Here is a 24,629-nt window from a genome sequence, read left to right as displayed (position 1 = left end):
CGACACATACGTCATGAGGGGCCTGCTCTTCAACTGCGCATCGTCCAAGGCAAGTGCCGGGTGCGCTCGACGTGGGTCCTGAGATGGCCAGAGGGGGGCGCGCGCCGATTGGACGCGGCTCCCCCGGACGGGCACACAACGATCGTTTGCGCCCGGTCGCGGGGACAACGTCAGGCAGAGTCGTCCCCAGTCCCGTCCGCACTGCCCGAACTGGAGTTATGGTCCGATGGCGATTCCCGACAGTCTCTTCGCGGCGTTACGGCGATCCGCGTACGAAACGCCCGACACGGAATTCTTGCGGGTGTCGGGAGAGGTGTTCACCTACGCGGAGGCCCTGGAACGGGTCGAGGCGACGGCACGCGGCTTTCGTGCGCTGGGCGTCGAACCAGGGGACCGGGTCGGGGTCATGGCCGGCAACTGCCCGGAGGCGGTGTGGGCATGGCTGGGCGCCAACGCGGCGCGGACGATCGACGTGCCCTTCAACGCCGAAGTGCGTGGCCGGTTGCTGGACTACCTCGTCACTGACGCTGCCCCACGAGTGTTGATCGGTACGCCGGACTATCTCGACGCCGTGGCGGAAGCGAGTGCGTACGATCCTGAGATCGTGGTGTCGGTCGGTGAATCCTCGCCGACGGCTTACAGCCAGCGCTCCCGGGAGGTTCCGTTCGACGAGCTTCTCGAAATCGGGCGGGCGGCGGGCGGCGAACTGGAATTGCCCAGTCCGCAGGAGATCGCCACCATCATGTACACGTCGGGGACGACCGGTCCGTCCAAGGGCGTGATGCTGCCGCAACGGTATTACCCGGCGCAGGCGGGCCACGCCGACAACCTCTTTGGGTTCGGTCCGGAGGAGGTTTACTATCTGGTGCAGCCGCTGTTCCACATCGACGCGCGCTCCTACGTGTCGGCGTGCTTGTGTCTGGGCGGCGTGGTCGCGCTCGGCACGCGCTTCAGCGTCCGTGACTTCTGGAACGAGGTGCGAGAGCACGGTGCGACGGTCTTCAGCACGATCGGCACGATGCTGTGGCTGCTGTACAAGCAGGACCCGCGTCCAGAAGACGCCGATCTCCCGGCGCGGATCGCGGTTTGCTCGTCCACCCCGCGCGAAATCATGCTGGACTTCGAGAAGCGGTTCGGAATCAAGATCGTTGAGAGTTACGGTATGACCGAATGCCTCTTGATCGCTGCGGTTCCTCCGGACCGCACGCGGCTGGGCAGCATCGGGATGCCGATCGCCGAGATCGAAGCCCGAGTGGTGGATGACTATGATGCGCCGGTCGGACCTGGAGAGGCCGGAGAGCTGGTTTACCGGCCACGTGACCACTTCTCGATGATGCAGGGATACTGGCACAAGCCGGAGGAAACGGTCGAGGCGTGGCGCAATCTCTGGTTCCATACCGGGGATCTCGTGCGGCAGGACGAAGAAGGTTGGATCGAGTACATCGGCCGGAAGAAGGATTCGATTCGGCGGCGTGGCGAGAACGTTTCAGCATGGGAGGTGGAGCAGGCGGTGGCGGCGCACCCCGGCGTGCTGGAAGTCGCGGCGATCGGGGTGCCTTCGGAGGTCGGGGAGGAGGACGTCGCCGTCCTGGTCGTCACGGCACCGGGCGCGGACCTCGCGCCGGCGGCTCTCGTCGAGTTCCTGGACAAGGGTCTTCCGCGATTCGCCGTGCCGCGTTTTGTCGAGTTCGTGGAGAGCTTGCCTAAGACGCCCTCGGAACGGATCGAGAAAAGGAAGGTGCGCGAACGCGGGATCACGGCGGCAGCCTGGGACGCGAACGTCGCGCTCGGACGGCGCTGAACGCGCCTGATCGGACGGTATGGATAAGCGGAGGCCGGCTCGTCCCGTGTGGGCGAGCCGGCCTCCGTATCAGCGCGTTACCTGCGCACGGATTCGCGCCAGTTCGCTGGCACGACGGCGAAGTATACTCGTGTTCCGGCAGTTGCGGACGAGGATACTTTTGCACCCTTCCGGACGGCGATGACATCGCCCGCCTTGCCGACGACCTTGTCGCCGTTCGCACGGATCGTCAATTCGCCTTCGAGGACGTACAAGGCTTCCTCGTAGGGTTGGACCCATTCGTCCGCCGGCGTTTCGTCGACGAATTCGGCGAATCCGGCGGAGAGGTCGATCAGTCCCGAGCCAACGGTGCGCCGGTCGATGCGGATCGGCCCAATGCTGTCGTGGTGGGCCGGGTCGAACTCCAGTTTGCGCGCTGCGGGCTCAGTCATGGTTCATTCCTTTCGACTGCGGTCCGGGAGTGCCGGTGAAATCCCATGCTTTCGCATTTGACTGGCTGTGCCCTCCCCCGTATGGGCATCCAATCGGCATGGACGTGCTGGTCGTCCGGCGGTGTGATTACGGTCTCCCTGACCCGAGCGCAGGCTCGGGCCCACTGAATCTGGCAATAGACGAAAGCGAAGGCAGCGCCTGATGAAGCCAGACGACACGACCATCGAATCCGCATTGGAATCCGTTCGCGCTAGGTTTCTAGGCGAGCTGATCGAACCGGACGACGCGGCATACGACGAGCAGCGCAAGCTCTTCAACGCTTATCATGACCAGCGCCCGGCGTTGATCGCGCGCTGCGCGGGAACTGCGGACGTTGTAGCCGCCGTAAGGTACGCCACCGCGCAGGGCTTCGATATCGCGGTCAAGTCACAGGGACGGCACATGGCCGGTTTCGCCTCGGTTGACGGAGGAGTTGTCATCGACCTGGCGCCGATGCGGTCGGTCAAGGTTGATCCGAAGGAACAGACCGCCTGGGTGCAGACCGGTGCGAACGGCGCCGACCTTGAAGCGGCGACGCTCGTCCACGGACTGGGCGCGGTTGTGGGCGGGGCGACGTCGACCGGGGTCGGCGGCGTCGTGTTGCACGGCGGAATCGGTTGGATGTCGCCGAAGCTCGGATGGGGAGTGGACACCATCCTCGAGGCTGAGGTCGTTACGGCAGACGGCGCCGTCCTCCGCTCCGCCCCGGACGAACATCCGGAGCTTTTTTGGGCTCTGCGCGGCGAAGCCGCCAACTTCGGAGTCGTCACTTGGATCAAAATGAAGCTGCACCCGATCGGGCCGATGCTGGCGGGCGGGCTGATCTACGACGGCGCGCAGGCCGAAGAGATCCTGCGATTCCTGCGCGAGTTCAGCCTCAGTGCATCCGGCGATTTCTCTCTCATGCTCGATTTCCTCCCGGCCCCGCCGGAGGAGTGGATTCCGGAGCACCTGCACGGCAAGCTCGTCCTGTCCGTCACGATCGTCCATGTCGGCGACGACCTGGATCAGGCGCGAAAAGAAGTCCAGCCGCTGCTGGACGCGTTCGCCCCGGTCGTCGGCGAGCTTGGGGAGCGGGAGTTGCTCGAGTTCATGGCTTCGATGGACGGCGACTATCCGGCCATCCGGCAGTGGTTCGACGAGGAACAGGTCGGGGAGCTGACAGACAAGGTGATCGACACCGTTGTCGCGCGGGCGCGCTTGCTCGCCGAACGCGGGCTGTCCGGCTACCTCATTGCGTACCCCTACCGCGGTGCGGTGGCTGAGGTGCCCGACGACCCAGGCTGTTTCCCGCGCGGCCGCCGTGGCGCCTGGAGTGTCGGCACTGCCGCGTTCTGGGAAGACGAGTCGGGCGACGAGTCTCATTCGTCTTGGTCGGACGAAACCATCGCGGCCGTGCGGGCGACCGGTACCACCACCGGAATCGTGTACGGCAATGTCCAGCAGGTCCCGGATGCCGAGCGGCACCGCAAGGCGCACGGCGCCGAGGCGTGGGCACGGCTGCGGGCGGTCAAGGCCCAGTACGACCCGCACAATGTGTTCCACCGCAATCACAATATCCCGCCCGGGGACTAGTAGCCGCACCGGTCCCCTGAATGGGCGCCGTCTGCCTTCGATTCCGTTGCGGGCCAGGTGGGATCGGTATGAGTAGAGCAAGAACTTCGGCCGCCCAAGGCGGCACGCGATCGACGTCTGGAGGGCCTGATGGCCGCAAGCGAACAGCCTGTTGAGCAGGTCAATGTCGGCGACCCCGAGTTCTGGAAGGACGGTCCGCCGCTCGAGCTCTTCGCGCGGATGCGTGCGGAGTGCCCAGTGCACTGGTCCGGCCCGCCGGGACCGCCGGACATGCCGGGCTTCTGGTCGGTGACGAAGGCCAAGGACATCGAGGCGGTCAACCGGGACTGGAAGACCTATTCTTCGCAGCGCACCGGGATCGACAACCTCGACAACAAAGTGATCACCGCGTTGGACAACAAGACGTTCATCGCGATGGACCCGCCGCGGCACGACCGGTTTAAAACCCTGTTCCTTGAACGGTTCACGCCGTCGCGGATCGCCGCCGACGAGCCGTGGATCCGAGGGATCGTGGGCACCGTCCTCGGCCGCGTGGAGGGGCGGGAGACGGTCGATCTGGTCGACGAGGTCGCGCAGCCGATCGTCTCCCGGGTCATCCACGGGATGTGCGGGATCCCGGAGGAAGAAGACGCCAAGTGGAGCGCCTACATGAACCGCTACATGGCCCGCGAGGACCCTGGGTACAACCCGGGCGGGCTGGACGAGTACGTCAACGAGTTCGTCCCGTTCCTGGTCCGGGAGGCGACGAAGCTGATCGAACCCCGCCGCCGCGCGGACGCCGGCCCGGTGGCGGGGACCGAGGACCTGATCAGCGTGATGGTCAACGGGGAAGTCGAAGGTGCGCCGTTGACCGACGAAGAGATCGCGATGACCATCCTGCTGGTGCTCTCCGCGGGCAACGACAGCACGAAGTCGACCTATGTAAGCGCGATGAAGGCGCTGATGGAGAACCGCGACCAGTTGCGGTTGCTGGTCGAGGACCCGTCGCTGATCCCCGGCGCGGTTGAGGAAGCGCTGCGGATGTTCCCGCCGTTCACGAACTTCTGCCGCACAGCGACGCGCGATGTCGAGCTCGGCGGGAAACTAGTGCGGGAGAACGACAAAGTCGCCATGTGGTACTCGTCGAGCAATCGGGACGAGAGCGTGTACGAGAACCCGGACGTGTTCGACGTCCGCCGCAACCCGCAGCACCAGGCGTTCGGGGCAGGAGGCAGGCACTTCTGCCTCGGTGCCGCGCTGGCCCGGCTCGAGTTGCGGCTGATGATCGAAGGAACGGTCAAGAGGTATCCGGATATCCGGCTCGCCGGGGAGACGGCGATGGCTTCGTCGTATTCGCTCAACCAGTACACGGCCATGCCGGTGCGGCTGAGCTGATCGCGATCGCTTCGCCTGGCCCGCGTTCACGCGTGCGGGCCAGGCGAAGCGGCTACGCGTCACCGGCCCGCTGCCGGGCGAACCAGCTCGCGATCTGGATGCGGCTCGTGAATACCTGTTTGGTCAGGATCTTCTTCGCGTGCCCTTCAGCGGTGCGGACCGCGATCACCAGCTTGTCGGCGATTTGCCTGCTGGAAATCCCTTCGGCGACCAGGTCCGCCACCTGCCTTTCCCGTCGGGTCAGGCGGTTCGCTGCGCGCGCCGGAGCGGTGTCGTCCGTGCTCCCGGGCAGCGCGTAACGCAACACTTCGTCGACGCTGAGCGCGCTCCCGCGTTCGCGCACGGCTTCGTAACAGAGGCTCGGACAGTTGGGCCAAGTCTCGGTCGAGCCACAGCCGCGCTTCGTTCAGGTGATCTGTCGCCGACCAGAACCACGGCTGGGCCGCGATCCGGAGCCCGGTGGGCACGTTGTCGGGACGCGCCATCGAGGGGTTGAGGGCCAGCCGGATGTCGGCGTGATCGATGCGCAGCTCCAGCTGGCGTGGCCCCGCCCGCTCTCGGGTCGGTGTCCACGGGATCCGCGAACCAGTCGCGGTGTCGCCGGGCCAGGCACGACCCTTCGGCTCGAGTCCGCGAGCCGGCCCTGGCCGTACTCGCTGATCGTCTCCAGCATCCGGAACCGTACCTGCCCGCGGTGCTCCTCCCGGGCAAGGACGGACTCGTCGACGAGCCCCGCCAGAGTATCCAGCAGGATCGACGCAGGCAGGGCGCGGTCGTGTGCGCACCGCTTCGAGCGCGTCGGTCGCGAACCCGCCCCCGCGAACACCGAAGCGCGCGCCGAGAGGAGCTGTTCGGCGGGGGTGCAGAGATCGTGGCTCCAGCCGATGAGCACGCTGAGCGTCCGATGCCGCTCCGGTAGATCGCGGGCACCCTCGCGGAGCACTTGAAAGCGGCCGTCGAGCCGGTCGGCCAGTTCCCGCAGGGGCAGGAACCGCAACTGGACGGCGTCGAGTTCGATCCCCAGCGGGATGCCTTCGAGTCGTCGGCACAACGGACCGCTGCGGCTTCGTTGTCCTCGGTGATCGCGAACCCGGGCACGACCGCGCTCGATCGGTCCTGGAAAAGCCCGACGGCCGGATAGTCCGGCGCTGTGCCGGATGCGAACAGGGCCTCGGCATCGGGCACGCTCAGCGGCGCGATCGGGCAGAGATGCTCGCCGGAGATGCGCAGCGCGTGCCGGCTGGTCACGAGGATCTTCAAGTCGGGTGCCGACCGCAGGAGACGGGCGAAGAGCGCGGCTGCGGCGTCGACGAGGGCTCGCAGTTGTCGAGCACCAGAAGCATCTGGCGGTCGCTCAGGTATGGCTCGAGTGCGACCGCGGCGTCCACTTTGGGCCGTTCCCGGATTAGCAGCGCGTCGAGCACGGCCTGGGTGAGCAGATCCGGCTCGGCGAGCGAGGCCAGCTCGACCAGGTAGACGCCCCCGGGGAACGCCCGCCGCATCTCGTCGGCGGCCTGCAGCTCCAGCCGGGTTTTTCCTACTCCGCCGATGCCGGTGAGTGTCACTAGGAGCTGTTTAGGAACGTGGGGGTGCTGTCGGGAAGAAGAGAGGTCTCCGGTAGATGGATCACCGACCACAAGAAGATCAACATCTATCCGGAGACCTCGGTGGGAAGCGTATCGGTTGGCGCGCGTAAGGATCTGACGGACCGGCAATGGGTGGCGTTGCTACGTGTGTTGCCGCCTCGACCCGTGGTAGGGCGGCGTCCGAAATGGACACGGCGGCCGTTGTTCAATGGGATCCGGTGGCCGGTGCGGGTCGGTGCTCCGTGGCGGGGCGTGCCCGAACGCTATGGGCATTGGCAGTGGATCTACCAGCTGTTTCGCCGCTGGCAGCGTGAGTCGTGTGGCCTTGGATCCTCTCGGCATTGCGGACGTGGGCGGATCAGACAGGGCTGATCGACTGGCAGGTGTCGGTGGATTCCACGATCAACCGGGCTCACCCGCACGCCGCCGGAGCTCGCCCGTCGGCCCGATGAGCAGGTCGAACCTCCCGGTGACGAACCGGCCGATCATGGTCTGGGGCGGCCCCGGGGTGACTTCACGACGAAGATCCATCTGGCCTGCGAGGAAGGCCGCAAGCCGTTATCGCTAGTCATCACCCCCGGTCAACGCGCCGACAGTCCTCAGATGACCGCCGTACTCGACGCGATCCGGGTGGCACGTCCCGGACGCGGGCGCCCGAGCACTCGCCCGAAACGGGTGCTGGTCGGCAAGGCGTATCCCTCTCGCGAACCGTTTCTACCCGTAGGCACGGGATCATGGCGACCATCCCGGTCCCGAGAGATCAAGCCGCCCACCGCCGCGCCCGCGGTTCGGCCGGAGGTCGGCCACCCGCCTTCGACTCCGAGGCCTATCGACAGCGCCACGCTGTGGAATGCGGGATCCACCGTGCAGATCGCCACCATCGACATCTGGCTACACGACCTCGCCAAGATCACTTCCTAAACAGCTCCTAGTCGCGCGGACGAGAACAGCTGCCGAATCGACATCAGCTCGCTTCGCCTGCCGAAAAAGCCGGAGACTTCGGCGGGGAAGGCGGGGTTCCGGTTTTGCCGGGTCGGGCGCCAAGCCCATCCTCCTCGGTGCGGCGCTGCACGTCTACCGGTGTCGCTCGACTCTGCCGGGAGCGGGCCGGAAAGCTAGTCGAGGATCGCGGTGGCGTCCATCTCCACCAGCCAGCCGGGTTCCGACAGCGCCGTGACGCCGATCAAGGTCATCACGGTCCGGCCTGCGCCGGCCTCGCGTGCGGCTTCGCCCAAGCCCTGGTAGAGATCATTTAGGTTCGACTCGGTCGGGTCGACGACGTAGAGCATCAGCCGCACGATGTCGGTAGGCGTACCGCCCGCGGCGGCGACGGCCGCGTAGATGCATTCGGCGGCGCGCCGCGCCTGTGACCGGTAGTCGGTGCCGACGAGCTTGCCGTCGGCGTCCACGCCCACCTGGCCGGAGGTCACTACCGTTCGGCTGCCGGTGGCTACGACGACGTGGGCGAACCCGTGCGGGCGGGCGAGGGCGTCGGGATTGATCTTCTCGTGCGGCATGCGGGCACCTTTGCCTTTCGTCGGGAGAAAATGCGGATCCCGGTCGGGACGGCACCCGGCCGGGCTAAGAGAGGTCAGGGCAGCAGGCCCAGATGCTGTGCGCGGCTGGCGGCGCCGGCGCGGTTGCGCACGCCCAATTTGCGGTAAACGGCACTGGTGTGCTGTTTCACCGTCCAGCGGGACAGATTCAGTGCCTCCGCGACCTCAACGTTGCTCAACCCCGCTGCGAGGTGTTGCAGGACAGACAGCTCCCGCTGCGACAACTGCTCCGGCAGCGGCGACTCCGGTTCTTTGGCGAAGACTCGCGCACCGTCGGCGACGCGGCGGATCGTCGTCACGATCGCGGCGGCCGGCATGTGCTTCGGGAAGGTTGCGACGGCACCGTGCAGTTTGGCGGAGGCGGCCGACAATCGACCTTCTCCGGACATCAGGACGATCCGGACGTGCGGCATCCGCTCTTTGAAGGTACGGCACAGCTCCAACGCGGAGCGCCCACCGAGCGCCGTGCTGACCAGCACGACCTGCGGGTTCTGCCGCCGCGCGACCTGCCACGCCGTGTCCGCCGAGTCGGCCGTCAGGCAGGTGCCCACCCAGCGCTCGGCTGATAGCACCGCACGCAGCCCTGCCAGCACCAGTTCGTTCTCATCCACTACCAGGATCTGCTGGACTTGACAGTGGTCCTCAGATGCCAGTTCGGCGTCCTCGCCGACCCGATCGACGGTGACCAAGGCCATGACAACACCTCCGCAGTTCGAAACCGGGTACAGACTCGCTGCGGGCGGCGGCGCCGGGCACGCGGGAAATTACCCGCACAGGTGCCTGTATACGGTTTCCGCCGTCTGGCCCAGGCAGCACAAGCGGACGTACGATCGCCCGAGCGCACCCCATCCGAGCACGTAGGGATCACATGGCAACGAAGCCGAACAGCGTGCCCGCCGACCTCACGAGTTTCGTTGGACGGCGGCAGGACGTCGCCGCGGTCCGGCAGCTGCTGACCACCGCCAGACTGGTGACGTTGACCGGCATCGGCGGCGTGGGGAAGACGCGGCTCGCCGCGAACGTCGCCGCGGAGGTTCGCCGGGCGTTCCCGGACGGGACCTGCTTGATCGAGCTGGCATCAGTGAAAGACCCCGCATTGCTCCCGCACACGGTCGCGGACTCGCTGGGGATCAGAGAACAGTCGACTCGCTCGCAGCTCGACGTCGTGTGCGACCACCTGCGGGAGCGTCGCCTGCTCCTGGTCCTCGACAACTGCGAGCACCTGATCGGGGCCGCGGCGGCGCTGGCCGGCCAAGTGCTGCGGGCTGCTCCGCATGTCCGAGTGCTCGCCACCAGCAGGCAGTCCCTGCGGCTCGCCGGCGAACACGTTTTCCCCGTACCGCCGTTGCCGGTCCCGGAGCCGGGCGAACCACTGGAACCGGGTACAGCGACCCGGTTTCCCGCGGTCGCGCTTTTCGCTGACCGGTCGGCTGCAGCGGTGCCCGGATTCGAGCTGACTCCCGCCAACGAGCAGGCGGTCGTGCGGCTGTGCCGCCGACTCGAGGGAATCCCGCTGGCGATCGAATTGGCGGCGGTGCGGCTGCGGGTGCTGACTGTCTATGATCTCGAGCGCCATCTCGACGACCGGTTCCAGTTGCTGCGTGAGGGCAACCGCGACGACCCGGAGCGGCACAAGACGCTGCAGGCGCTCGTCGACTGGAGTCACGAGCTGTGCACACCAAGCGAGCGGGTGCTCTGGGCCCGGGCGTCGGTATTCGTCGGTGGGTTCGACACCGAGGCGATAGAGGCGGTCTGTACCGACGAGGCGCTTCCTGCTCACGCGGTCCTCGACACGGTGGCCGGACTGCTCGACAAGTCGGTCATCATTCGGGAAGAACGGGACGGACACGCCCGCTTCCGCATGCTCGAGACCCTTCGCGAGTACGGCCAGGCTCGGCTCGCCGAAGCCGGGAACGAATGCGTGGTGCACCAACGGCATCGCGACTACTACGCCAGGCTGATGGACCAAGCAGCTGCGGAATGGCCTGGTCCCCGGCAGTTGGAGTGGGCGAGCCGGCTTCGCAGCGAGCACGCCAACCTGCGCCGTGCCTTCGAGTACTGCTTGTCCGAACCAGGGGAGGCGGTCCGAGGCCTGCGCATGGCCGGAATGGTGTGGTTCTGGCTGGCTATGGACCACACCACCGAGGGGCGGCTTTGGCTAGAACGGGCGTTGCCGTTGTGCCCGGAGTCGACTCGGGAACGGGCCTGGGGCCTGGCGACCGCCTCCTACCTGGCCGGTGTCCAAGGAGCCGAGCGCGAGGCGACCGCGTTCGTGCGGGAAGCGGCCGATCTCGCCGCGCGCTTCGAAGATCCCGGCGCGCAGGCTTACGCCAAGCACGCCCTCGCGGTGAGCCACTACTTCCGTTCCGACCTGTCGGAGGCGATCGTGCTGTTCGCCGAAGCTCTCGATCAGTACGAAGAAGCTGACGTCGAGGCGCAGTACCCGGACCTGCTGCGCGCGGAGATGGCGTGCGCGCTCGTCCTGTCTGGAAATCTCGCTGGCGGTGCACAGGTGCTCGAGGAACTTTTCGACCACTGCGAAGAGGCCGGGGAGCGATGGCAGCGGTCGTACGCGTTGTGGGTGCGCGGCTTGCTGAATGTGCTCGCCGGGAAGCCGGGGCAGGCCGAAGCCGACCTGACCGCGGCGATCCGAATCAAGCGCTTGTTCCACGACACACTCGGCCTCGCCTTCGCGCTCGAACTCCTGGCGTGGGCGATGGCGGCCGAACAGAACGGCGACAGGGCGGCCGCGTTGTTCGGCGGCTCCGCTGCCTTGTGGGGCGCCCTGGGTTCGCCCATGGCCGGATCGGTGCACTTGATCGAGCACCACGAGCGTTTCGAGCGGATGGCTCGACAGCAGTTGGGGGAGGTCAAGTTCCAGGCCGCGTTCGATCGGGGGCGAGCGTTGCCCTCCGATGCCGCCTTCGCTATGGCGATGGGCGAACAGTCCGCAGCGTCCGCTACGACGAGGAAACAGGCGACCGTGCTGACGAAGCGCGAGCGGGAGGTCGCCGCGCTGGTGGCGGAAGGCCTGACGAACCGGGACATCGCGGAGCGGCTGGTCCTCTCCCCGCGAACGGTCGACGGTCATGTCGAGAAGGCGCTGACGAAACTGGGCTTCACGTCGCGAACCCAGATCGCGAACTGGATCGCGCAGCAGCACAAAGACGCGATCTGATCGCACTGACCCCCGACCGGGCTGTTTTCGCACTCGGTGCCGGGGACGCCGGTGCTTCGGCTGCCATCGTGCGGGCATGACTAACGCAGCGGATTCTCCCTACCTCCCGGATTTCGACCTCACCGGCCGCCGCGCTCTGGTGACCGGCGCCAGCCGCGGCATCGGACAGGCGATCGCTGTGGGGTTCGCGCAGCAGGGCGCGCACGTGATCGGCGCGGCCCGTTCGGAAGACGGCCTGAAAGAGACTGCCGAACTCGCCGCGGACGCGCCCGGTAGCTTCGCTCCCTACCCGGTCGACCTGCGCTCGCCGGAGGCGATCGACGCATGCGTCGAGAACGCTGCGCAGACGCTCGGCGGCCTCGACATCTTGGTCAACAACGCAGGTGACGACCACGATTCGTCCATCGAGAAGACGGACTTGTCGGTGTGGCAGCGCATCCTCGAATTGAACCTGCAGTCGTGCTGGCTGCTCACCAAGGCCGCGTCGCCGTTCCTAAAGGACGGCGGCGGGAAGGTCATCAATATCGCTTCGGTGCTCGGACTGGTCGCGATGCGCAACGACAGTGCCTACATCGCAGCGAAGCACGGGCTGGTCGGGGTGACCCGCGCGATCGGTCTGGAGTGGGCGCGCAAGGGCGTCCAGGTCAACGCGATCGCACCGGGTTACGTCGAGACGTCGATGCTGCCGGACCTGTCGAACGAGGATATCGCGACGTTCATCCGGCGGCAGGTGCCCATGGGGCGCTGGGCTCAGCCCGAAGAGTTCGTCGGGCCGGCGGTCTTCCTGGCCTCGACGGCGTCCGACTACATCACGGCGCAGGTTCTGGTAGTCGACGGCGGCGTGACGGTCCAGTAGGACGTCGCCCAGCAACCAGCAGCGGGGTCCGACACCTCACGTGATCGGACCCCGCTGTTCACGACTCAACACTTCGATTCACATCAGAGAAAAGCGTCTGCGGTTGGCTGAAGTCAGCGATGATGAACGACGGTGCGGATTCCTTCGCCTCGCTTCATATGCTCGAACGCTTCGTTGATGTCGTCGAGTGCGATGCGCCGGGTGATCAGGGCCGCGAGATCGAGCCGGCCCAACTGGGCCAGGCCGAGGATCCTCGGGAAATCGATCGGCGGGTTCGCCGACCCGTAGTTGGAACCCACGATGCTCAGCTCCAACGCCGCGACAACCGTCGGATCGGCTTCGAAGACAACGCCCGAGGGCGGCATGCCCACGAGCACCGCGGTGCCCCTCGGCCCGAGCATCCCGATCGCTTGTTCGATCGTCGCCTTAAACCCGATCGCCTCGAACGTGAAATTCGCCCCGCGCCCAACCGTCATTTCGGCGACGGCTGCGACGGGGTCGGTCTCCCGCGCGTTGACGACATGAGTGGCGCCGAATCGCTTGGCCATCGCCAGCTTGTTTTCATGGACGTCGACCGCGATCACCATGCCGGCCGATTGGGCGACGCAGCCCTGGACCACCGACAGCCCCACTCCGCCGAGCCCGATCACGACGGCGGTGTCGCCGGCACTGATCCGCGCGGTCTTGGTCGCGGCTCCGAACCCCGTCGTGACAGCGCATCCGACGACCGCGGCGACGTCCATCGGCGAGCCGGCCGGAATTGGGACGGCACCGGTTTCCGGCACGACCGTGTACTCGCTGAACGAGCCGGTCCCCATGTAGGTGTAGATCTCCTGGGCACCCGTGCGCAGCCGGGTCGTGCCGTCGACCATCACGTTCGCGCCCGTCGTCGCCATCATCCGTTCGCACAGATTCGGACAGCCGGCCAGGCAGAACCGGCACCGATCGCATCCCGGCGTCCAGGACAGCGACACGGGATCGCCCACCGCGTGCCGGGTCACGCCCGGACCGACCGCCTCGATCGTGCCCGCGCCCTCGTGCCCGAGGACGATCGGCACCTGCGGGGGCCAGCTGCCGTCAAGGGCGTGGAGATCGCTGTGGCAGACGCTGCTCGCGGCCAGCTTGACCATGACCTCGCCCGGACCTGGTTCGGCGACCTCGATCTCTTCGACGGTCAGCGGCTCGTTGACGCCGTACATTACCGCGGCGCGCGTCTTACGCCCTTCGAATCCCATCGGGCTCTCCTTTCACGCGTTGGTTCGGATGAGCTTGCGGTTTGCGAATTCGTCCACGCCGAAACGGCCCAGCTCTCGTCCGAAGCCGGAACGCTTGATTCCGCCGAAGGGCACCTCAGGGCCTTCGCCGCCGAGGGTGTTGACCCAGACCATGCCGGCCTCGATTCGGTCGGCCATCCGCAGCGCCTGCTCTTGGTCCGCGCTGAACACGTAGGCACCGAGGCCGAACGGCGTGTCGTTGGCTGCCGCGATCGCTTCGTCCTCCGACGAGACCCGGTAAATGTGCGCGAATGGCCCGAAGAATTCTTCGCGGGCAGCTTCGTTCCCGGGAGCGATGTCCACGAGTACGGTCGGCTCGACGAACGCGCCCTCCTGTCCACCGCCGAGCGCGACTCGCGCTCCGCCTTCGGCCGCCCTGTTCAGCTGATCAGCCAGAGTCTCGGCGGCTCCCGCGGACGAAACCGGGCCCAGCAAGGTATCGGGCTTCGCGGGGTCGGACGGCCTCAATTCCCTCAGGGCGGCCAGGAACTTCTCCATGAATGGTTCGTAGATCTCATCGGCGAGGATGAATCGCTTGGCGCCGCAGCACACTTGCCCGGCGTTTTCGTAGAACCGCGCCCATAGCGCGTATTCGACCGTCGCGTCGAGGTCGTTGCTACTCATCACGATGAACGGATCCGACCCGCCGAGTTCGAGAACGACCTTCTTCAAGTGCTGCCCGGCGACCCGAGCGACCGCCGCGCCGGCAAGCTCGGACCCAGTGACCGAAACCCCTTGCACCCGCGGATCGGCGATGACGTCCGCGATCTGCGCGCTGGTGGCGTAAAGCATCTCGTAGGCGCCTACGGGAAAGTCGGCGTCGAGAAAAATCTGGGCAATCGCCGCGGCGGAGGCGGGACACTGCGAGGCGTGCTTGAGCAGGATCGTGTTGCCGAGCAGCAAATTCGGCGCGGCGAACCGAGCGACCTGGTAGTAGGGGTAGTTCCATGGCATGATCCCGAGAACTGTCCCGATCGGACCGCGCCGGATGATCGCTTTACCAGGGGTGTCCCGCAGCTCGAGCTGTTCGTCGGCGAGGAACTCCTCTGCCTTGTCCGCGTAGTACTGGAAGATGTCGGCGGAGAGGTCGACCTCGCCGAGCGCGGAGGTGATCGGCTTGCCGACCTCGCGCACCACGATCTCGGCGAGATTTTCGCGTCGTTCCCGGTAAAGCCCGGCGACCCGGCCCAGCAGCGCGGATCGTTCGGCGACCGGTGAAGACCTCGCCCATTTCCGATAGGTGGCGTCCGCGCGATCGATTCGGGTTCGCACCTCGTCGTCGGAATGGGTCGCGAACGTCGCGACTGTCTCACCGGTGCTCGGGTCGGTCACGCTGTACTTGCTCATCTGGTCCCTCGCTTTTCAGCTCGTCCGGCGCTGTGCCATTCAAAGCACATTGCCGGACGTGATCGGCCTCCCGGACGACATTGAACACCCTCACGGGGGAGGGTCTTAGGGAGGCGCGTCGGCAGCGCAGACTGGCGTACTTCAAGCGCGACTCCTCGCTCCCTGTCAGAGGAACGATCTGCTGGGAGGCGGAAAGGCGCTCGTTTCGACCTGGGGAGCGGACGTGTCCATGGAAGCGACGGGCGACGGCACGCGACTGGTTGCGGTGATCGGCGTGGGCGTAGCCTGGTTGGCTGCCGCACGACGGCTTTAAGTCGCCGGAGTACCGGTCGTCGTCCTCGAAAGCGCGCGACTGCGTCGGCGTGCCTATACCGACCGTACCGGTTTCGCCGCCGGACAACACTACGAGCTTGGCGGAGAACTCCTATCGGCGGGATTGCTGAGCCGTCGCTGAGCTCTGCGTCGACCTATCAAAGCCCTTGTTGGGTTCGAGGACACCGAACCGGACGAGTAGTTGTTCGTGCACTGCATGCGCAACGAAGGCCACCTCATAGTCGGTGGGGTACCCTTTCGCGGTAAGTGGCTCGCCGCCGTCGACTTCGAGAACCGAGCGGCGGGGAAAGAAGGGGCTCCTTCGCCTCACGAGATGGTCAGCCAATGGATCGGCCGATTGGGCTTTTCGCCGGACGTCGAGGCGGTGCTCGCCGCGATCTCCCGCTCCGAGCCACTTCGAGACGCGCCAGTTCGACGAGATGGGTTGTTTCACCGCGCGGTGGATGGCCGGCGGATCGCAGTCCGTGTACGAACCCCTTGCCAAGGGGCTCGACTTGCGGGTGAGTTCGGCAGTGCACACGGTACGTCAGCTCCTCGATGGAGCCGAGATCGAACTGCATACCGACGAACGTCTCGCCACCGAGTTGGCTAGTGCTGCCGCACAGTTCTCCGTACCGCACAATCGCATGCACTTTGCAGGAGATCACACGGATCTCGACGATCTCGAACGGGCCGCGATCGGTAGCCAGCCGGAGCGGCTCGCTGGCGTCCTCCAGGACTGGACGAGGAGGTGTACGCCGGGGGAGTTGTGTCGTCGTGCCCGCTGCGGACTTCCCGGGGCTGCCAGCGTTGCTCGCTCGTGCGTGAGCAGGGACGCAATCCATTTCGTGGTCGAGCACATGTTGGACGAGAGCCATGGACGGTGCACTGCGCTCGGGCGACCGCGTCGCTGACCAGGTGTTGTTGCGGCGTTCGCTTGCTCCTGTGCCGTAGACCGTCCGACTGTGGACCGATACGAAGTCCGACCTGCCTGTTCGGGCAGGTCGGCAGGAGGTCACGCTTCGCCGCGCGAGGCGCGCAGCATCTCGCTCAGCGCAATGAACTTCTTGCGCGACCTGCCCTGGCCGGCGCCGCGGGCCTTCTCGGCTTTGTCGATCCGTTGCCACCCGGCCTTATCGACAACGTTGAGGCCTCGGGCCGCGAGCAGTTCGGCCAACGCCGAGGGATCGTGCTTCGGTGCGGTGAGCCGATCGTCGGCGAGGTCTTGCAGAATGCTGTCGACTGTCTCGGTCGCGTCGGTCTTGTTGGTGCCGATCATGCCGCGTGGACCCCGCTTGATCCAGCCCGAGCAGTACAGTCCGGGGATGTCCTCGTCGGAGGCTGGGTTCACGACGCGGCCCGCGTCGTGCGGGACCGTAGCGGTGATGGGGTCGAACGGCAGGCCGTCGACTTCCCGCCCGCGGTAGCCGATCGCGCGGAAGACGGCCGCTGCCGGGATTGTCTCGAGCTTCTCGTCGCTGCGCCGGAAGGTGATCGACTCGACGCGATCGCTGCCTTCGATCGAGACCGGTTCCAGGCCGAAGCGCATGCGGATCACGCGATCGTGCCCTCCCTCGGCATCGCGTGCCGCGCGGAGCAGGATTTCGTGACGACGGCCGTGATCCGGTGCAGCGACGACTTCGCTGGGTTCGGCGACCAGGGAAATTCCCTCGAGTTTCGATAGGGCTAGCAGTTCGCCGAGCGAGTACGCCGCGTGCTCGGGGCCCCGCCGCGCGACAATGTCGACTTCTCGGATGCCGGACCTGGAGAGGGCGTCCAGCGCGGTATCGGAGATGTCGGTCTGCTCGAGCACCTCTGGGCCGAGCAGCAGTGTCCGGGCCACGTCGAGGGCCACGTTGCCGTTGCCCACCACGACCGCCCGGTTCCCGTCGGCGGCGAACGAGCGGTCCGCTAAGGCCGGGTGACCGTTGTACCAGGCTACGAAGTCCCGAGCGGACCAAACGCCGTCGAGGTGCTCGCCCGGCACCGCGAGTTCGCGGTCCGCGTCGGCTCCTCCCGCCCAGAGAACCGCGTGATGGTGGTCGAGCAGTTCCGGCAGCGTGATGTCCTGGCCGACTTCGACGTGGAAGTAGCAAGAGACGTTCGCGCGACGGAGATAGTCACCGAACCGGTCGGCGATCGACTTGGTATGGACGTGGTCGGGCGCGACGCCGGAGCGGATCAGACCGAACGGTGTCGGAAGGCGGTCGAACACCGACACAGTGACTCCGGGAATCTCGCTCAGTAAGCCGGTCGCGTACATGCCTGCCGGACCCGAGCCGACGATCGCTACCCGGAGGCTGTCGTGCCCGTCTGCGAGGACGCGGCGGGTGTAGCTGGGCATGTCTTCCGCGGTCAGCGGATGTGTGTCGAAATACTCCGCGTTGAGGTCAGCGTAGTCGCGGTAGCCGTCCGGGACCTCGTAGTCCGGGTAGATCGCTTCCACCGGGCAGGCGTCCATGCAGGCACCGCAGTCGATGCACGCTTTCGGGTCGATGTACAGCTGCTCGGTGTGGGTGAAGTCGGGGTCTCCAGGGCGGGGCCGGATGCATTGCACGGGGCAGGTCGGGACGCAGGAGCCGTCATTGCAGCATCCTTGGGTGATCACAAAGGCCATAGCGGGCTCCTAGGCTCAAGCGGAGACGAGGTCGTTCCATGGCGTTCGGTTCTGGACGGCCTGCCGATAGCGGGCTACGTCGCGGGGCGCGTTGACGCACAGCGCGCCACACACGACGCCGTTGCGCCCGAAAACGATCGAGATACTGTTCGTGTCGAGTCGGCGGACGGTCGACACATCGGCGTCGGCGGTGATCCCGACGCTGTGGATCTTCGCGTCGAATTGCTCGGACCAGAAGTATGGAACACGCGTGTAGGGCTCGTCCGAACCGAGCAAACTCAGCGCGGAATGCTGGCCCTGTTCGACCGCGTTGAGCCAGTGTTCGACGCGCATGTCGTGGCCGAACAACGGGTTGTGCCAGCGGGCGATGTCCCCGGCGGCGACCACTCCGGGCAGAGTGGTGCGCAGCCGTGCGTCGCAGACGATGCCGTCATCGATCGAAATGTTGCTGCCAGTCAGCCACGCCGTGGCGGGAGTGACCCCGACACCGGCGACTACGACGTCGGCGGTAAGACCCGTGCCGTCGGAGAGTTCGATCTTGACCTGGTCTCCGGAACGCTCGATCCGCTCGATCCGACTGCCGCAGTGCATCGACACTCCGTTGGCGGTGTGCAGAACGGCGAACCACCGCCCAGTCTCCGCTCCGAGCACCCGGGCGAGCGGGGTGGCTTCGATCTCGATCACGGAGACGTCGAGGCCCAGCTCCCGTGCGGTGGCGGCGGTCTCCAGGCCGATGAACCCGGCGCCGATGATCGCGAGGTGGCGTCCGGGGCGGAGTTCGGCGTGCAGGGCGGCGGAGTCGGAGAGCGTTCGCAGCACGCGGACCGGCCCGGTCTGCTCGGACTGCTCCAATGGCCGCACGGCGGAGCCGGTGGCGAGGACGAGGCCGTCGTAGCTCAGGCAGCTTCCGTCAGCGAGCACGACTTCCCGCTCGGTCGGGGACAGACCTGTCGCGGGCTGGCCAAGCCGGAGCGAGACGCCGTGGTCTTCGTACCATTCGGGCGGCTGGAGCGCGACGTCGGCGGTGCCGGTCTTCAGCGCTTCCTTGGAAAGCGGCGGCCGGTCGTAGGGCAGCTGCGGTTCCGCTCCGACCAGCGTGACATCACCGTTGAAACCATTCTTGCGCAGGGTTTCGACCGCATTGACCCCAGCGACCGAAGCGCCCACGACCACGATCCGATCCATGGTCAGCATTCCCGGAGTTCTAGTGCCTTCGTCGGGCACGCGCGGACCGCGGTCTCCGCCTCGTCGCGTCGTGCTTCGTCGATCTCGTTGACCAGCACGACGACCTTCCCGGTCGTCTCGTCGACGTCGCAGAGGCCTGGCGATTCCATCAGACAACAGGCGGTTCCCTTGCACGCGGAGGTGTCCGCGACGATTTTCAGTGTCATCGAGCGACCCTTCTCCATTGAGGCTTCGTTGATTTTGCCGCCGAATGGCCGGCCTGGGCACGTTCCGCGGCAAAGGACAGCCCGAGCGGGGGAGCGGGGCGGCAACCCGCCCGGCTGGGCGCACTTCCTGCGGGGGAAGGAACTGGGGATCGAGTCCGACGCGATCGGGTGCTCCCTGGCCATTCCTGAAGGAGAACGCATGTCGACTTCCGTGGACAGAGGCCTGGCAGTTCTCTGGCCAGAGCCGTTTCTCTGCACCATACGTAGCAGCCACGATCGTCGATTGCCTCGGCGTCGTCGAGGAAGAGGATGGGGACGAGGAACTGGACATCCAGGGAACGTTGATCCTCGCAGGCTCCGATCTCCGCTTCGAAGTGTTCGCGCCGCGACATCGGATCGAGAGCCCTATCACGCGATATCTGTCCCGGTCGGGCAGTGGGCTGCACCACGTTTCATTCGAGACGGCGGCAATCGGCCGTGTAAGGCGCTGGCTTTTCCGGTGGTGCGGCGATCATCGGGGAGTCCGCCGACCACGACGGCTGGGCGGACCATTTCCTCGATCCGGCGCAGACCTGCGGCGCGCTCCTGCACTGGATGCAAGCCGTCGGCCGGGAGCCGAACCTATCCGGGCGGGGCGACATCCCCCTGATGGGCACATTATCGCCGTCGTCAGGGCCGTTAACTCCAGGCTTCTGTAAGCGTGACGGGCGTCCGTAATAAGCAAGCGCTTAGTAAACTGGAGATTCGATGCGTGAAGCCGTCATCGTCGCCACGGCCCGTTCGCCGATTGGCCGGGCAGGCAAGGGATCGCTCAAAGACCTGCGCCCCGACGACCTGGCCGCGACGATGGTGCGGGCGGCGCTGGCGAAGGTCCCCGAACTTGACCCGCGGGACATCGACGACCTGATGCTCGGCTGCGGGCAGCCCGCCGGGGAATCGGGCAACAACCTGGGCCGTGCGGTGGCGGTGCTGGCCGGAATGGACCACCTTCCGGGCGTCACGGTGAACCGGTACTGCTCCAGCAGTCTGCAGACCACCAGGATGGCGCTGCACGCGATCCGGGCTGGCGAGGGCGGCGTGTTCGTCTCAGCTGGTGTCGAGACCGTGAGCCGCTACAGCCACGGCGTGGCGGACACCCCGGAGGGCCAGAACCCGCTGTTCGCGGATGCACTGGCGCGCACCAAGAAGTTCGCCGAAGGCGGGGAGGCCTGGACCGACCCCCGCGAGGAAGGCGGCCTGCCGGACGTCTACATTGCCATGGGACAGACTGCGGAGAACGTGGCTCAGCTGAAGAATGTCACGCGAGCGGATCAAGACGCATTCGGCGTCCGCAGTCAGAACCTCGCCGAGAAGGCGATCGCGAACGGATTCTGGGCTCGCGACATCACCCCGGTCACTCTCGCTGACGGCACAGTCGTGAGCGCGGACGACGGACCGCGCGCCGGGGTGACGCTGGACGACGTCGCCGGGCTGAAGGCGGTGTTCCGTCCGGGCGGGACGGTCACCGCGGGCAACTGCTGTCCGCTCAACGACGGAGCCGCCGCTTTGGTGGTCATGTCTGATGAGAAGGCGAAGCAGCTCGGACTGGCGCCGCTGGCGCGGATCGTCAGCACTGGCGTTTCCGGACTGTCGCCGGAAATCATGGGACTCGGCCCGGTGGAGGCGTCACGCAAGGCCTTGGCGCTCGCTGGTTTGTCTATGAGCGACATCGACTTGGTGGAGATCAACGAGGCGTTCGCGGCACAGGTGATTCCCTCGGCCCGCGACCTGGGAGTCGACGAGGACAAGCTCAACGTCAATGGCGGGGCGATCGCGGTGGGGCATCCGTTCGGCATGACTGGTGCCCGGATCACCAGCACGCTCATCAATTCCCTGCAATGGCACGATAAGCAATTCGGGTTGGAAACCATGTGCGTCGGCGGAGGCCAGGGCATGGCGATGGTGCTGGAGCGGCTCTCGTGACCGGGCGTTTTGTCGGCCGGACCGCGATCGTCACTGGGGCCAGCCGGGGGATTGGTCTCGCTATCGCCGAACGGCTTGTCGCGGATGGCGCGCGCGTTGTGATCACCGCCCGCAAGCAGGACGCTCTCGACGCAGCGGTCGAGCAGCTGGGCGGCGCGGAGCATGCACTGGGCGTGGCTGGGCGGGCCGACGACGCACAGCACCAGGACGACGTTGTCCGACAGGCGCTCGATACGTTCGGCAGCATCGACTTCTTGGTGAACAACACCGGAATCAACCCTACCTATGGGCCGATGCTCGAACTCGACGTCGCCGCCGCGCGCAAGATCGTCGAGGTGAACTGCATCGCCGCGGTGTCCTGGATCCAGAAGGCATGCGCGGCCTGGATGAGCACGCACGGAGGTGCGATCGTCAACGTGTCGTCGGTTTCGAGCATCCGGCCCGCCCGCAATATCGGCTTCTATGGTGCCACCAAAGCGATGCTGAACTCGATCACCGATCTGCTCGCCCTCGAGCTCGGCCCCGGCATACGGGTCAACGGTGTCGCCCCGGCGGTCGTCAAGACGCGTTTCGCGGCAGCTTTGTACGAAGGCCGCGAAGAGGAAACCAGCCAGATGTACCCGCTCAATAGGCTGGGCGTGCCGGATGACGTCGGCGGTGTCGTCGCATTCCTGCTCTCCGCCGACGCGGCCTGGATGACCGGCCAGACGGTTGTCCTCGACGGCGGCGGGACCCTCACGTCAAGCGTCGAATGACCCCTACGTACCGGAGTGATCTCCCATGACTTCAACCGAGGCACCGCGCACCGCCATCGTAACGGGCGCGGCGGGTGGTATCGGCAGAGGCATAGCGAAACGGCTCGCAGCCGGCGGTTTCGCTGTCGCAGTAATGGATCGCGATGAAACCGCGTGCGCCAAGGTTGTCGAACAGGTGACAGCCGAGGGCGGGCGCGCCCTCGCCGTTGCCGTTGACGTGACCGACGAAGCGTCGGAGACCGTCGCAGTCAGCCGCGTCGCGACAGAAATCCGCCGGCGAACTGAAAGGAGAGGAGTGCGATGACCCCCGACCAACTTCGCGAACGGGTCGGTCAGTTCCTGGCGTCCCACGACCCCGGCTCCACGGATCGGCTAAAGTACCTCCGTGCCCGCTTCGACGCCGGCCTGGCCTGGGTCTCCTACCCCGAAGGCTGCGGCGGACTTGGGCTCCCGCAATCGCTGCAGGCGGAGGTGGACCGGCTGTTCGCCGAAGCGGGCGCGCCGAACAACCGCCCTGAAGCCAACGGAATCGGCCTCGGAATGGCCGCGCCGACGATCGCCGCATTCGGCACCGACGAACAGAAAACCCGGTTCCTGCGTCCGTTGTGGACCGGAGAAGAGATCTGGTGCCAGCTGTTCAGCGAACCCGGCGCTGGCTCTGACCTTGCGAATGTGGCTACCCGCGCCGTCCGCGACGGCACAGACTGGGTGGTCAACGGCCAGAAAGTGTGGACGTCGGTCGCCCATCGGGCACAGTTCGCGATCCTTGTCGCGCGCACCGATCCAGACTTGCCCAAGCACGCTGGCCTCACCTACTTCCTCTGCGACATGACCGATCCCGGCGTGGAAGTTCGGCCACTGCGCCAGCTCACCGGCGAGGCGGAATTCAACGAGGTGTTCCTCACCGACGTACGGATCCCGGACAGCCAGCGGCTGGGCGCGATCGGCGAAGGCTGGAAGGTCGCCAACGGAACGCTGAATAACGAACGGGTCTCCATCGGTAGGTCAGCCGAGCGGGAGACTGGCGTGATCGGCGTCGTGGCGCGAACCTGGCGCGATCATCCGGAACGCCGCACACCGGAACTGCACGAACGCTTGCTGCGTCTGTGGGTCGAAGCGGAGGTCGCCCGCCTGACTGGTACTCGGCTGCAGCAGAAACTCGTCCAGGGCCAGCCTGGTCCGGAAGGCTCGACGATGAAGCTGACCTTCGCGCGACTGAGCCAGCAGCTGTCTGGCCTAGAACTTGAAATCCTCGGCGAAGACGGCCTGCGCTACTCCGACTGGACGATGGTGCGGCCCGAATCGGTGTCCTTCATCGGCCGCGACGCCGGATACCGCTACCTGCGCGCCAAGGGGAACTCGATCGAAGGCGGCACTTCGGAGATCCTGCGAAACATCGTTGCCGAACGCGTCCTTGGCCTGCCTGCCGAGCCCCGGTCCGACAAAAACGTGCCGTGGAAGGATATTTCCCGATGAACGAACTGGACCTGATCCCGAACGAACTGGAACAGGACTTACGGGCGACCGTGCGGAACCTGATGAAGGACCGGTGCTCACCGGAAGCGGTGACCGCCCTGTACGACGGCGACCGTTCGCTCGTCGCCGGCCTGTGGAAGGCACTGGCTGGAGACCTCGGCCTGGCTGGACTGCTGATTAGCGAGAAGCACGGCGGCCACGGGGCATCGGCCCGCGAGGCGGCGGTGGTGTTGGAAGAGCTGGGCCGCTTTGCCGCACCGGTCCCGTTCCTGACCAGCTCGGTGATCGCCACCACCGCGCTCGCCGACAGCGGCGCAGAGCTGCTCGGCCGTCTGGCGGAAGGCACTCGTACCGCTGCTCTTATGGTGCCGTGGTCGACCGCGCCCGACGCGGATCTGCCGGTGCTGCGCTTGGATGGGGGCCGGATCTCCGGCACTGTCACAAGCGTTGCCGGGGTACTCGAGGCAGACACGCTGCTGTCGATCGTCGAGGCCGATGGCGAGCCCGCGCTGTACGAGGTAGCTGTCGCTGATGCTTCGGTTCTACCGGTCGTCTCCCTCGACATGTCTCGCCAGCTTGCCGACGTGCGCCTCGATGCCGCGCCCGGTCGCGTCGTCGCCGCCGCCGACTGCTCGCTGTCCGTGCGGCGCGCACTGGAGTACGGCGCGGGCTTGCTCGCTGCGGAACAGGTCGGCGTGTCTCGCTGGTGTCTGGAGACTACTGTCGAGTACCTCAAAATGCGCAGGCAGTTCGGCCGCATCGTGGGCGGCTTCCAAGCCCTCAAACACCGCTTGGCTGACCTGTTCACGCAGGTGGAATCCGCGGCCGCGGCAGCGCAGTACGCCGCGGCCGCCCTCGCGACCGGTGATGCGGACGTGCCGGTCGCGATCGCTGTCGCGCAGTCCTATTGCGGCGATATCGCCGTGGTGGCCGCAGAGGAGGCCATCCAGTTGCACGGCGGCATCGGAATGACCTGGGAACATCCCGCGCATCTCTACCTCAAGCGAGCCAAGGCGGACCAGATCGCACTTGGTGCATCCGGCGCCCACCGTGCTCGGCTTTCCGCGCTCGTCGACCTTCCGGCATGAGCTAAGGCCC

23 protein-coding genes are annotated in these 24,629 nt (G+C 66.5%); 13 read left to right on the top strand and 10 right to left on the bottom strand.

Annotation, left to right across the window (positions count from 1 at the left end):
- Positions 1 to 226 precede the first annotated feature (226 nt).
- Positions 227 to 1,801 (top strand): AMP-binding protein, encoded by a 1,575-nt coding sequence (locus tag ACYVF3_RS12955; RefSeq protein WP_461154491.1) that lies wholly within the window; start codon positions 227 to 229, stop codon positions 1,799 to 1,801.
- 77 nt (positions 1,802 to 1,878) lie between these two features.
- Here ACYVF3_RS12955 and ACYVF3_RS12950 read toward each other — a convergent pair whose 3' ends face one another.
- Positions 1,879 to 2,232 carry a cupin domain-containing protein gene (locus tag ACYVF3_RS12950; RefSeq protein WP_461154490.1) on the bottom strand — a complete coding sequence of 118 codons (354 nt, stop codon included), beginning with the start codon at positions 2,230 to 2,232 and terminating at the stop codon, positions 1,879 to 1,881.
- Positions 2,233 to 2,434: 202 nt separating this feature from the next.
- Here ACYVF3_RS12950 and ACYVF3_RS12945 point away from each other — a divergent pair, with 202 nt between their 5' ends.
- Both ACYVF3_RS12945 and ACYVF3_RS12940 read left to right on the top strand, forming a co-directional pair.
- Positions 2,435 to 3,847: an FAD-binding oxidoreductase gene (locus tag ACYVF3_RS12945; RefSeq protein WP_461154489.1), complete on the top strand. Its 1,413-nt coding sequence runs from the start codon at positions 2,435 to 2,437 to the stop codon at positions 3,845 to 3,847.
- A gap of 129 nt (positions 3,848 to 3,976) precedes the next feature.
- Positions 3,977 to 5,221, top strand: coding sequence for a cytochrome P450 (locus ACYVF3_RS12940; protein ID WP_461154488.1), 1,245 nt, complete (start codon positions 3,977 to 3,979; stop codon positions 5,219 to 5,221).
- Positions 5,222 to 5,273: 52 nt separating this feature from the next.
- On the opposite strand, the gene ACYVF3_RS12935 is transcribed toward ACYVF3_RS12940, so the two are convergent.
- Complete coding sequence (locus ACYVF3_RS12935; protein WP_461154487.1) at positions 5,274 to 5,564, bottom strand: response regulator transcription factor; 291 nt, start codon at positions 5,562 to 5,564, stop codon at positions 5,274 to 5,276.
- A gap of 600 nt (positions 5,565 to 6,164) precedes the next feature.
- Between ACYVF3_RS12935 and ACYVF3_RS12930 the strand changes: the two genes are divergently transcribed.
- Positions 6,165 to 6,362 (top strand): hypothetical protein, encoded by a 198-nt coding sequence (locus ACYVF3_RS12930; protein WP_461154486.1) that lies wholly within the window; start codon positions 6,165 to 6,167, stop codon positions 6,360 to 6,362.
- Positions 6,363 to 6,477: 115 nt separating this feature from the next.
- Here the strand turns inward: ACYVF3_RS12930 and ACYVF3_RS12925 are convergent, their stop codons facing one another.
- Complete coding sequence (locus ACYVF3_RS12925; protein ID WP_461154485.1) at positions 6,478 to 6,786, bottom strand: NB-ARC domain-containing protein; 309 nt, start codon at positions 6,784 to 6,786, stop codon at positions 6,478 to 6,480.
- An 18-nt stretch (positions 6,787 to 6,804) separates the two neighbouring features.
- Here ACYVF3_RS12925 and ACYVF3_RS12920 point away from each other — a divergent pair, with 18 nt between their 5' ends.
- Positions 6,805 to 7,179 carry a transposase gene (locus ACYVF3_RS12920; RefSeq protein ID WP_461154484.1) on the top strand — a complete coding sequence of 125 codons (375 nt, stop codon included), beginning with the start codon at positions 6,805 to 6,807 and terminating at the stop codon, positions 7,177 to 7,179.
- 21 nt (positions 7,180 to 7,200) lie between these two features.
- Positions 7,201 to 7,728, top strand: a complete 528-nt coding sequence (locus tag ACYVF3_RS12915; RefSeq protein ID WP_461154639.1) for a transposase — start codon at positions 7,201 to 7,203, stop codon at positions 7,726 to 7,728.
- A gap of 194 nt (positions 7,729 to 7,922) precedes the next feature.
- On the opposite strand, the gene ACYVF3_RS12910 is transcribed toward ACYVF3_RS12915, so the two are convergent.
- Together ACYVF3_RS12910 and ACYVF3_RS12905 are read right to left on the bottom strand one after the other, a co-directional pair.
- Positions 7,923 to 8,324 (bottom strand): RidA family protein, encoded by a 402-nt coding sequence (locus tag ACYVF3_RS12910; protein WP_461154483.1) that lies wholly within the window; start codon positions 8,322 to 8,324, stop codon positions 7,923 to 7,925.
- 74 nt (positions 8,325 to 8,398) lie between these two features.
- A complete protein-coding gene (locus ACYVF3_RS12905; RefSeq protein ID WP_461154482.1) occupies positions 8,399 to 9,058 on the bottom strand; it encodes a LuxR C-terminal-related transcriptional regulator in 660 nt (219 codons plus the stop codon).
- Positions 9,059 to 9,252: 194 nt separating this feature from the next.
- Between ACYVF3_RS12905 and ACYVF3_RS12900 the strand changes: the two genes are divergently transcribed.
- Positions 9,253 to 11,541, top strand: a complete 2,289-nt coding sequence (locus tag ACYVF3_RS12900; protein WP_461154481.1) for an ATP-binding protein — start codon at positions 9,253 to 9,255, stop codon at positions 11,539 to 11,541.
- A 76-nt stretch (positions 11,542 to 11,617) separates the two neighbouring features.
- A complete protein-coding gene (locus ACYVF3_RS12895; protein WP_461154480.1) occupies positions 11,618 to 12,397 on the top strand; it encodes an SDR family NAD(P)-dependent oxidoreductase in 780 nt (259 codons plus the stop codon).
- A 113-nt stretch (positions 12,398 to 12,510) separates the two neighbouring features.
- Here the strand turns inward: ACYVF3_RS12895 and ACYVF3_RS12890 are convergent, their stop codons facing one another.
- The 5 genes from ACYVF3_RS12890 to ACYVF3_RS12870 form a co-directional block, all read right to left on the bottom strand.
- Positions 12,511 to 13,596, bottom strand: coding sequence for a zinc-binding dehydrogenase (locus tag ACYVF3_RS12890; protein WP_461154638.1), 1,086 nt, complete (start codon positions 13,594 to 13,596; stop codon positions 12,511 to 12,513).
- Positions 13,597 to 13,644: 48 nt separating this feature from the next.
- The gene (locus tag ACYVF3_RS12885) at positions 13,645 to 15,018 is read right to left on the bottom strand and encodes an NAD-dependent succinate-semialdehyde dehydrogenase (RefSeq protein WP_461154479.1); all 1,374 of its coding nucleotides are present in this window, start codon (positions 15,016 to 15,018) and stop codon (positions 13,645 to 13,647) included.
- Between the two features lie 1,327 nt (positions 15,019 to 16,345).
- Positions 16,346 to 17,947 carry a 4Fe-4S binding protein gene (locus tag ACYVF3_RS12880; protein ID WP_461154478.1) on the bottom strand — a complete coding sequence of 534 codons (1,602 nt, stop codon included), beginning with the start codon at positions 17,945 to 17,947 and terminating at the stop codon, positions 16,346 to 16,348.
- Positions 17,948 to 17,962: 15 nt separating this feature from the next.
- Positions 17,963 to 19,171, bottom strand: a complete 1,209-nt coding sequence (locus tag ACYVF3_RS12875) for an NAD(P)/FAD-dependent oxidoreductase (RefSeq protein WP_461154477.1) — start codon at positions 19,169 to 19,171, stop codon at positions 17,963 to 17,965.
- Positions 19,135 to 19,281, bottom strand: coding sequence for a ferredoxin (locus ACYVF3_RS12870; RefSeq protein ID WP_461154476.1), 147 nt, complete (start codon positions 19,279 to 19,281; stop codon positions 19,135 to 19,137). The genes ACYVF3_RS12875 and ACYVF3_RS12870 overlap by 37 nt, the downstream gene beginning before the upstream one ends.
- Positions 19,282 to 20,085: 804 nt before the next feature.
- Here ACYVF3_RS12870 and ACYVF3_RS12865 point away from each other — a divergent pair.
- From ACYVF3_RS12865 to ACYVF3_RS12845, 5 genes are read left to right on the top strand one after another with little or no spacing between them, the layout of a single operon-like run.
- Positions 20,086 to 21,300 (top strand): acetyl-CoA C-acetyltransferase, encoded by a 1,215-nt coding sequence (locus tag ACYVF3_RS12865; protein WP_461154475.1) that lies wholly within the window; start codon positions 20,086 to 20,088, stop codon positions 21,298 to 21,300.
- Positions 21,297 to 22,055 (top strand): SDR family oxidoreductase, encoded by a 759-nt coding sequence (locus tag ACYVF3_RS12860; RefSeq protein WP_461154474.1) that lies wholly within the window; start codon positions 21,297 to 21,299, stop codon positions 22,053 to 22,055. The genes ACYVF3_RS12865 and ACYVF3_RS12860 overlap by 4 nt, the downstream gene beginning before the upstream one ends.
- Before the next feature lie 25 nt (positions 22,056 to 22,080).
- On the top strand, positions 22,081 to 22,359 hold the full coding sequence (locus ACYVF3_RS12855) for an SDR family NAD(P)-dependent oxidoreductase (protein WP_461154473.1): 279 nt from the start codon (positions 22,081 to 22,083) through the stop codon (positions 22,357 to 22,359).
- Complete coding sequence (locus tag ACYVF3_RS12850; RefSeq protein ID WP_461154472.1) at positions 22,356 to 23,531, top strand: acyl-CoA dehydrogenase family protein; 1,176 nt, start codon at positions 22,356 to 22,358, stop codon at positions 23,529 to 23,531. The genes ACYVF3_RS12855 and ACYVF3_RS12850 overlap by 4 nt, the downstream gene beginning before the upstream one ends.
- The gene (locus tag ACYVF3_RS12845; protein WP_461154471.1) at positions 23,528 to 24,619 is read left to right on the top strand and encodes an acyl-CoA dehydrogenase family protein; all 1,092 of its coding nucleotides are present in this window, start codon (positions 23,528 to 23,530) and stop codon (positions 24,617 to 24,619) included. The genes ACYVF3_RS12850 and ACYVF3_RS12845 overlap by 4 nt, the downstream gene beginning before the upstream one ends.
- Positions 24,620 to 24,629: the final 10 nt, after the last annotated feature.

Source organism: Saccharopolyspora tripterygii (genome assembly GCF_054778355.1).
This window is presented reverse-complemented; position numbering and strand designations above follow the sequence as displayed.

Coding starts and splice junctions, on each gene's coding strand:
- ACYVF3_RS12955 (WP_461154491.1), top strand. CDS start 227: ATGGCGATTCCCGACAGTCTCTTCGCGGCGTTACGGCGATCCGCGTAC.
- ACYVF3_RS12950 (WP_461154490.1), bottom strand. CDS start 2,232: ATGACTGAGCCCGCAGCGCGCAAACTGGAGTTCGACCCGGCCCACCAC.
- ACYVF3_RS12945 (WP_461154489.1), top strand. CDS start 2,435: ATGAAGCCAGACGACACGACCATCGAATCCGCATTGGAATCCGTTCGC.
- ACYVF3_RS12940 (WP_461154488.1), top strand. CDS start 3,977: ATGGCCGCAAGCGAACAGCCTGTTGAGCAGGTCAATGTCGGCGACCCC.
- ACYVF3_RS12910 (WP_461154483.1), bottom strand. CDS start 8,324: ATGCCGCACGAGAAGATCAATCCCGACGCCCTCGCCCGCCCGCACGGG.
- ACYVF3_RS12905 (WP_461154482.1), bottom strand. CDS start 9,058: ATGGCCTTGGTCACCGTCGATCGGGTCGGCGAGGACGCCGAACTGGCA.
- ACYVF3_RS12895 (WP_461154480.1), top strand. CDS start 11,618: ATGACTAACGCAGCGGATTCTCCCTACCTCCCGGATTTCGACCTCACC.
- ACYVF3_RS12890 (WP_461154638.1), bottom strand. CDS start 13,596: ATGTACGGCGTCAACGAGCCGCTGACCGTCGAAGAGATCGAGGTCGCC.
- ACYVF3_RS12885 (WP_461154479.1), bottom strand. CDS start 15,018: ATGAGCAAGTACAGCGTGACCGACCCGAGCACCGGTGAGACAGTCGCG.
- ACYVF3_RS12880 (WP_461154478.1), bottom strand. CDS start 17,947: ATGGCCTTTGTGATCACCCAAGGATGCTGCAATGACGGCTCCTGCGTC.
- ACYVF3_RS12870 (WP_461154476.1), bottom strand. CDS start 19,281: ATGGAATCGCCAGGCCTCTGCGACGTCGACGAGACGACCGGGAAGGTC.
- ACYVF3_RS12865 (WP_461154475.1), top strand. CDS start 20,086: ATGCGTGAAGCCGTCATCGTCGCCACGGCCCGTTCGCCGATTGGCCGG.
- ACYVF3_RS12855 (WP_461154473.1), top strand. CDS start 22,081: ATGACTTCAACCGAGGCACCGCGCACCGCCATCGTAACGGGCGCGGCG.
- ACYVF3_RS12850 (WP_461154472.1), top strand. CDS start 22,356: ATGACCCCCGACCAACTTCGCGAACGGGTCGGTCAGTTCCTGGCGTCC.
- ACYVF3_RS12845 (WP_461154471.1), top strand. CDS start 23,528: ATGAACGAACTGGACCTGATCCCGAACGAACTGGAACAGGACTTACGG.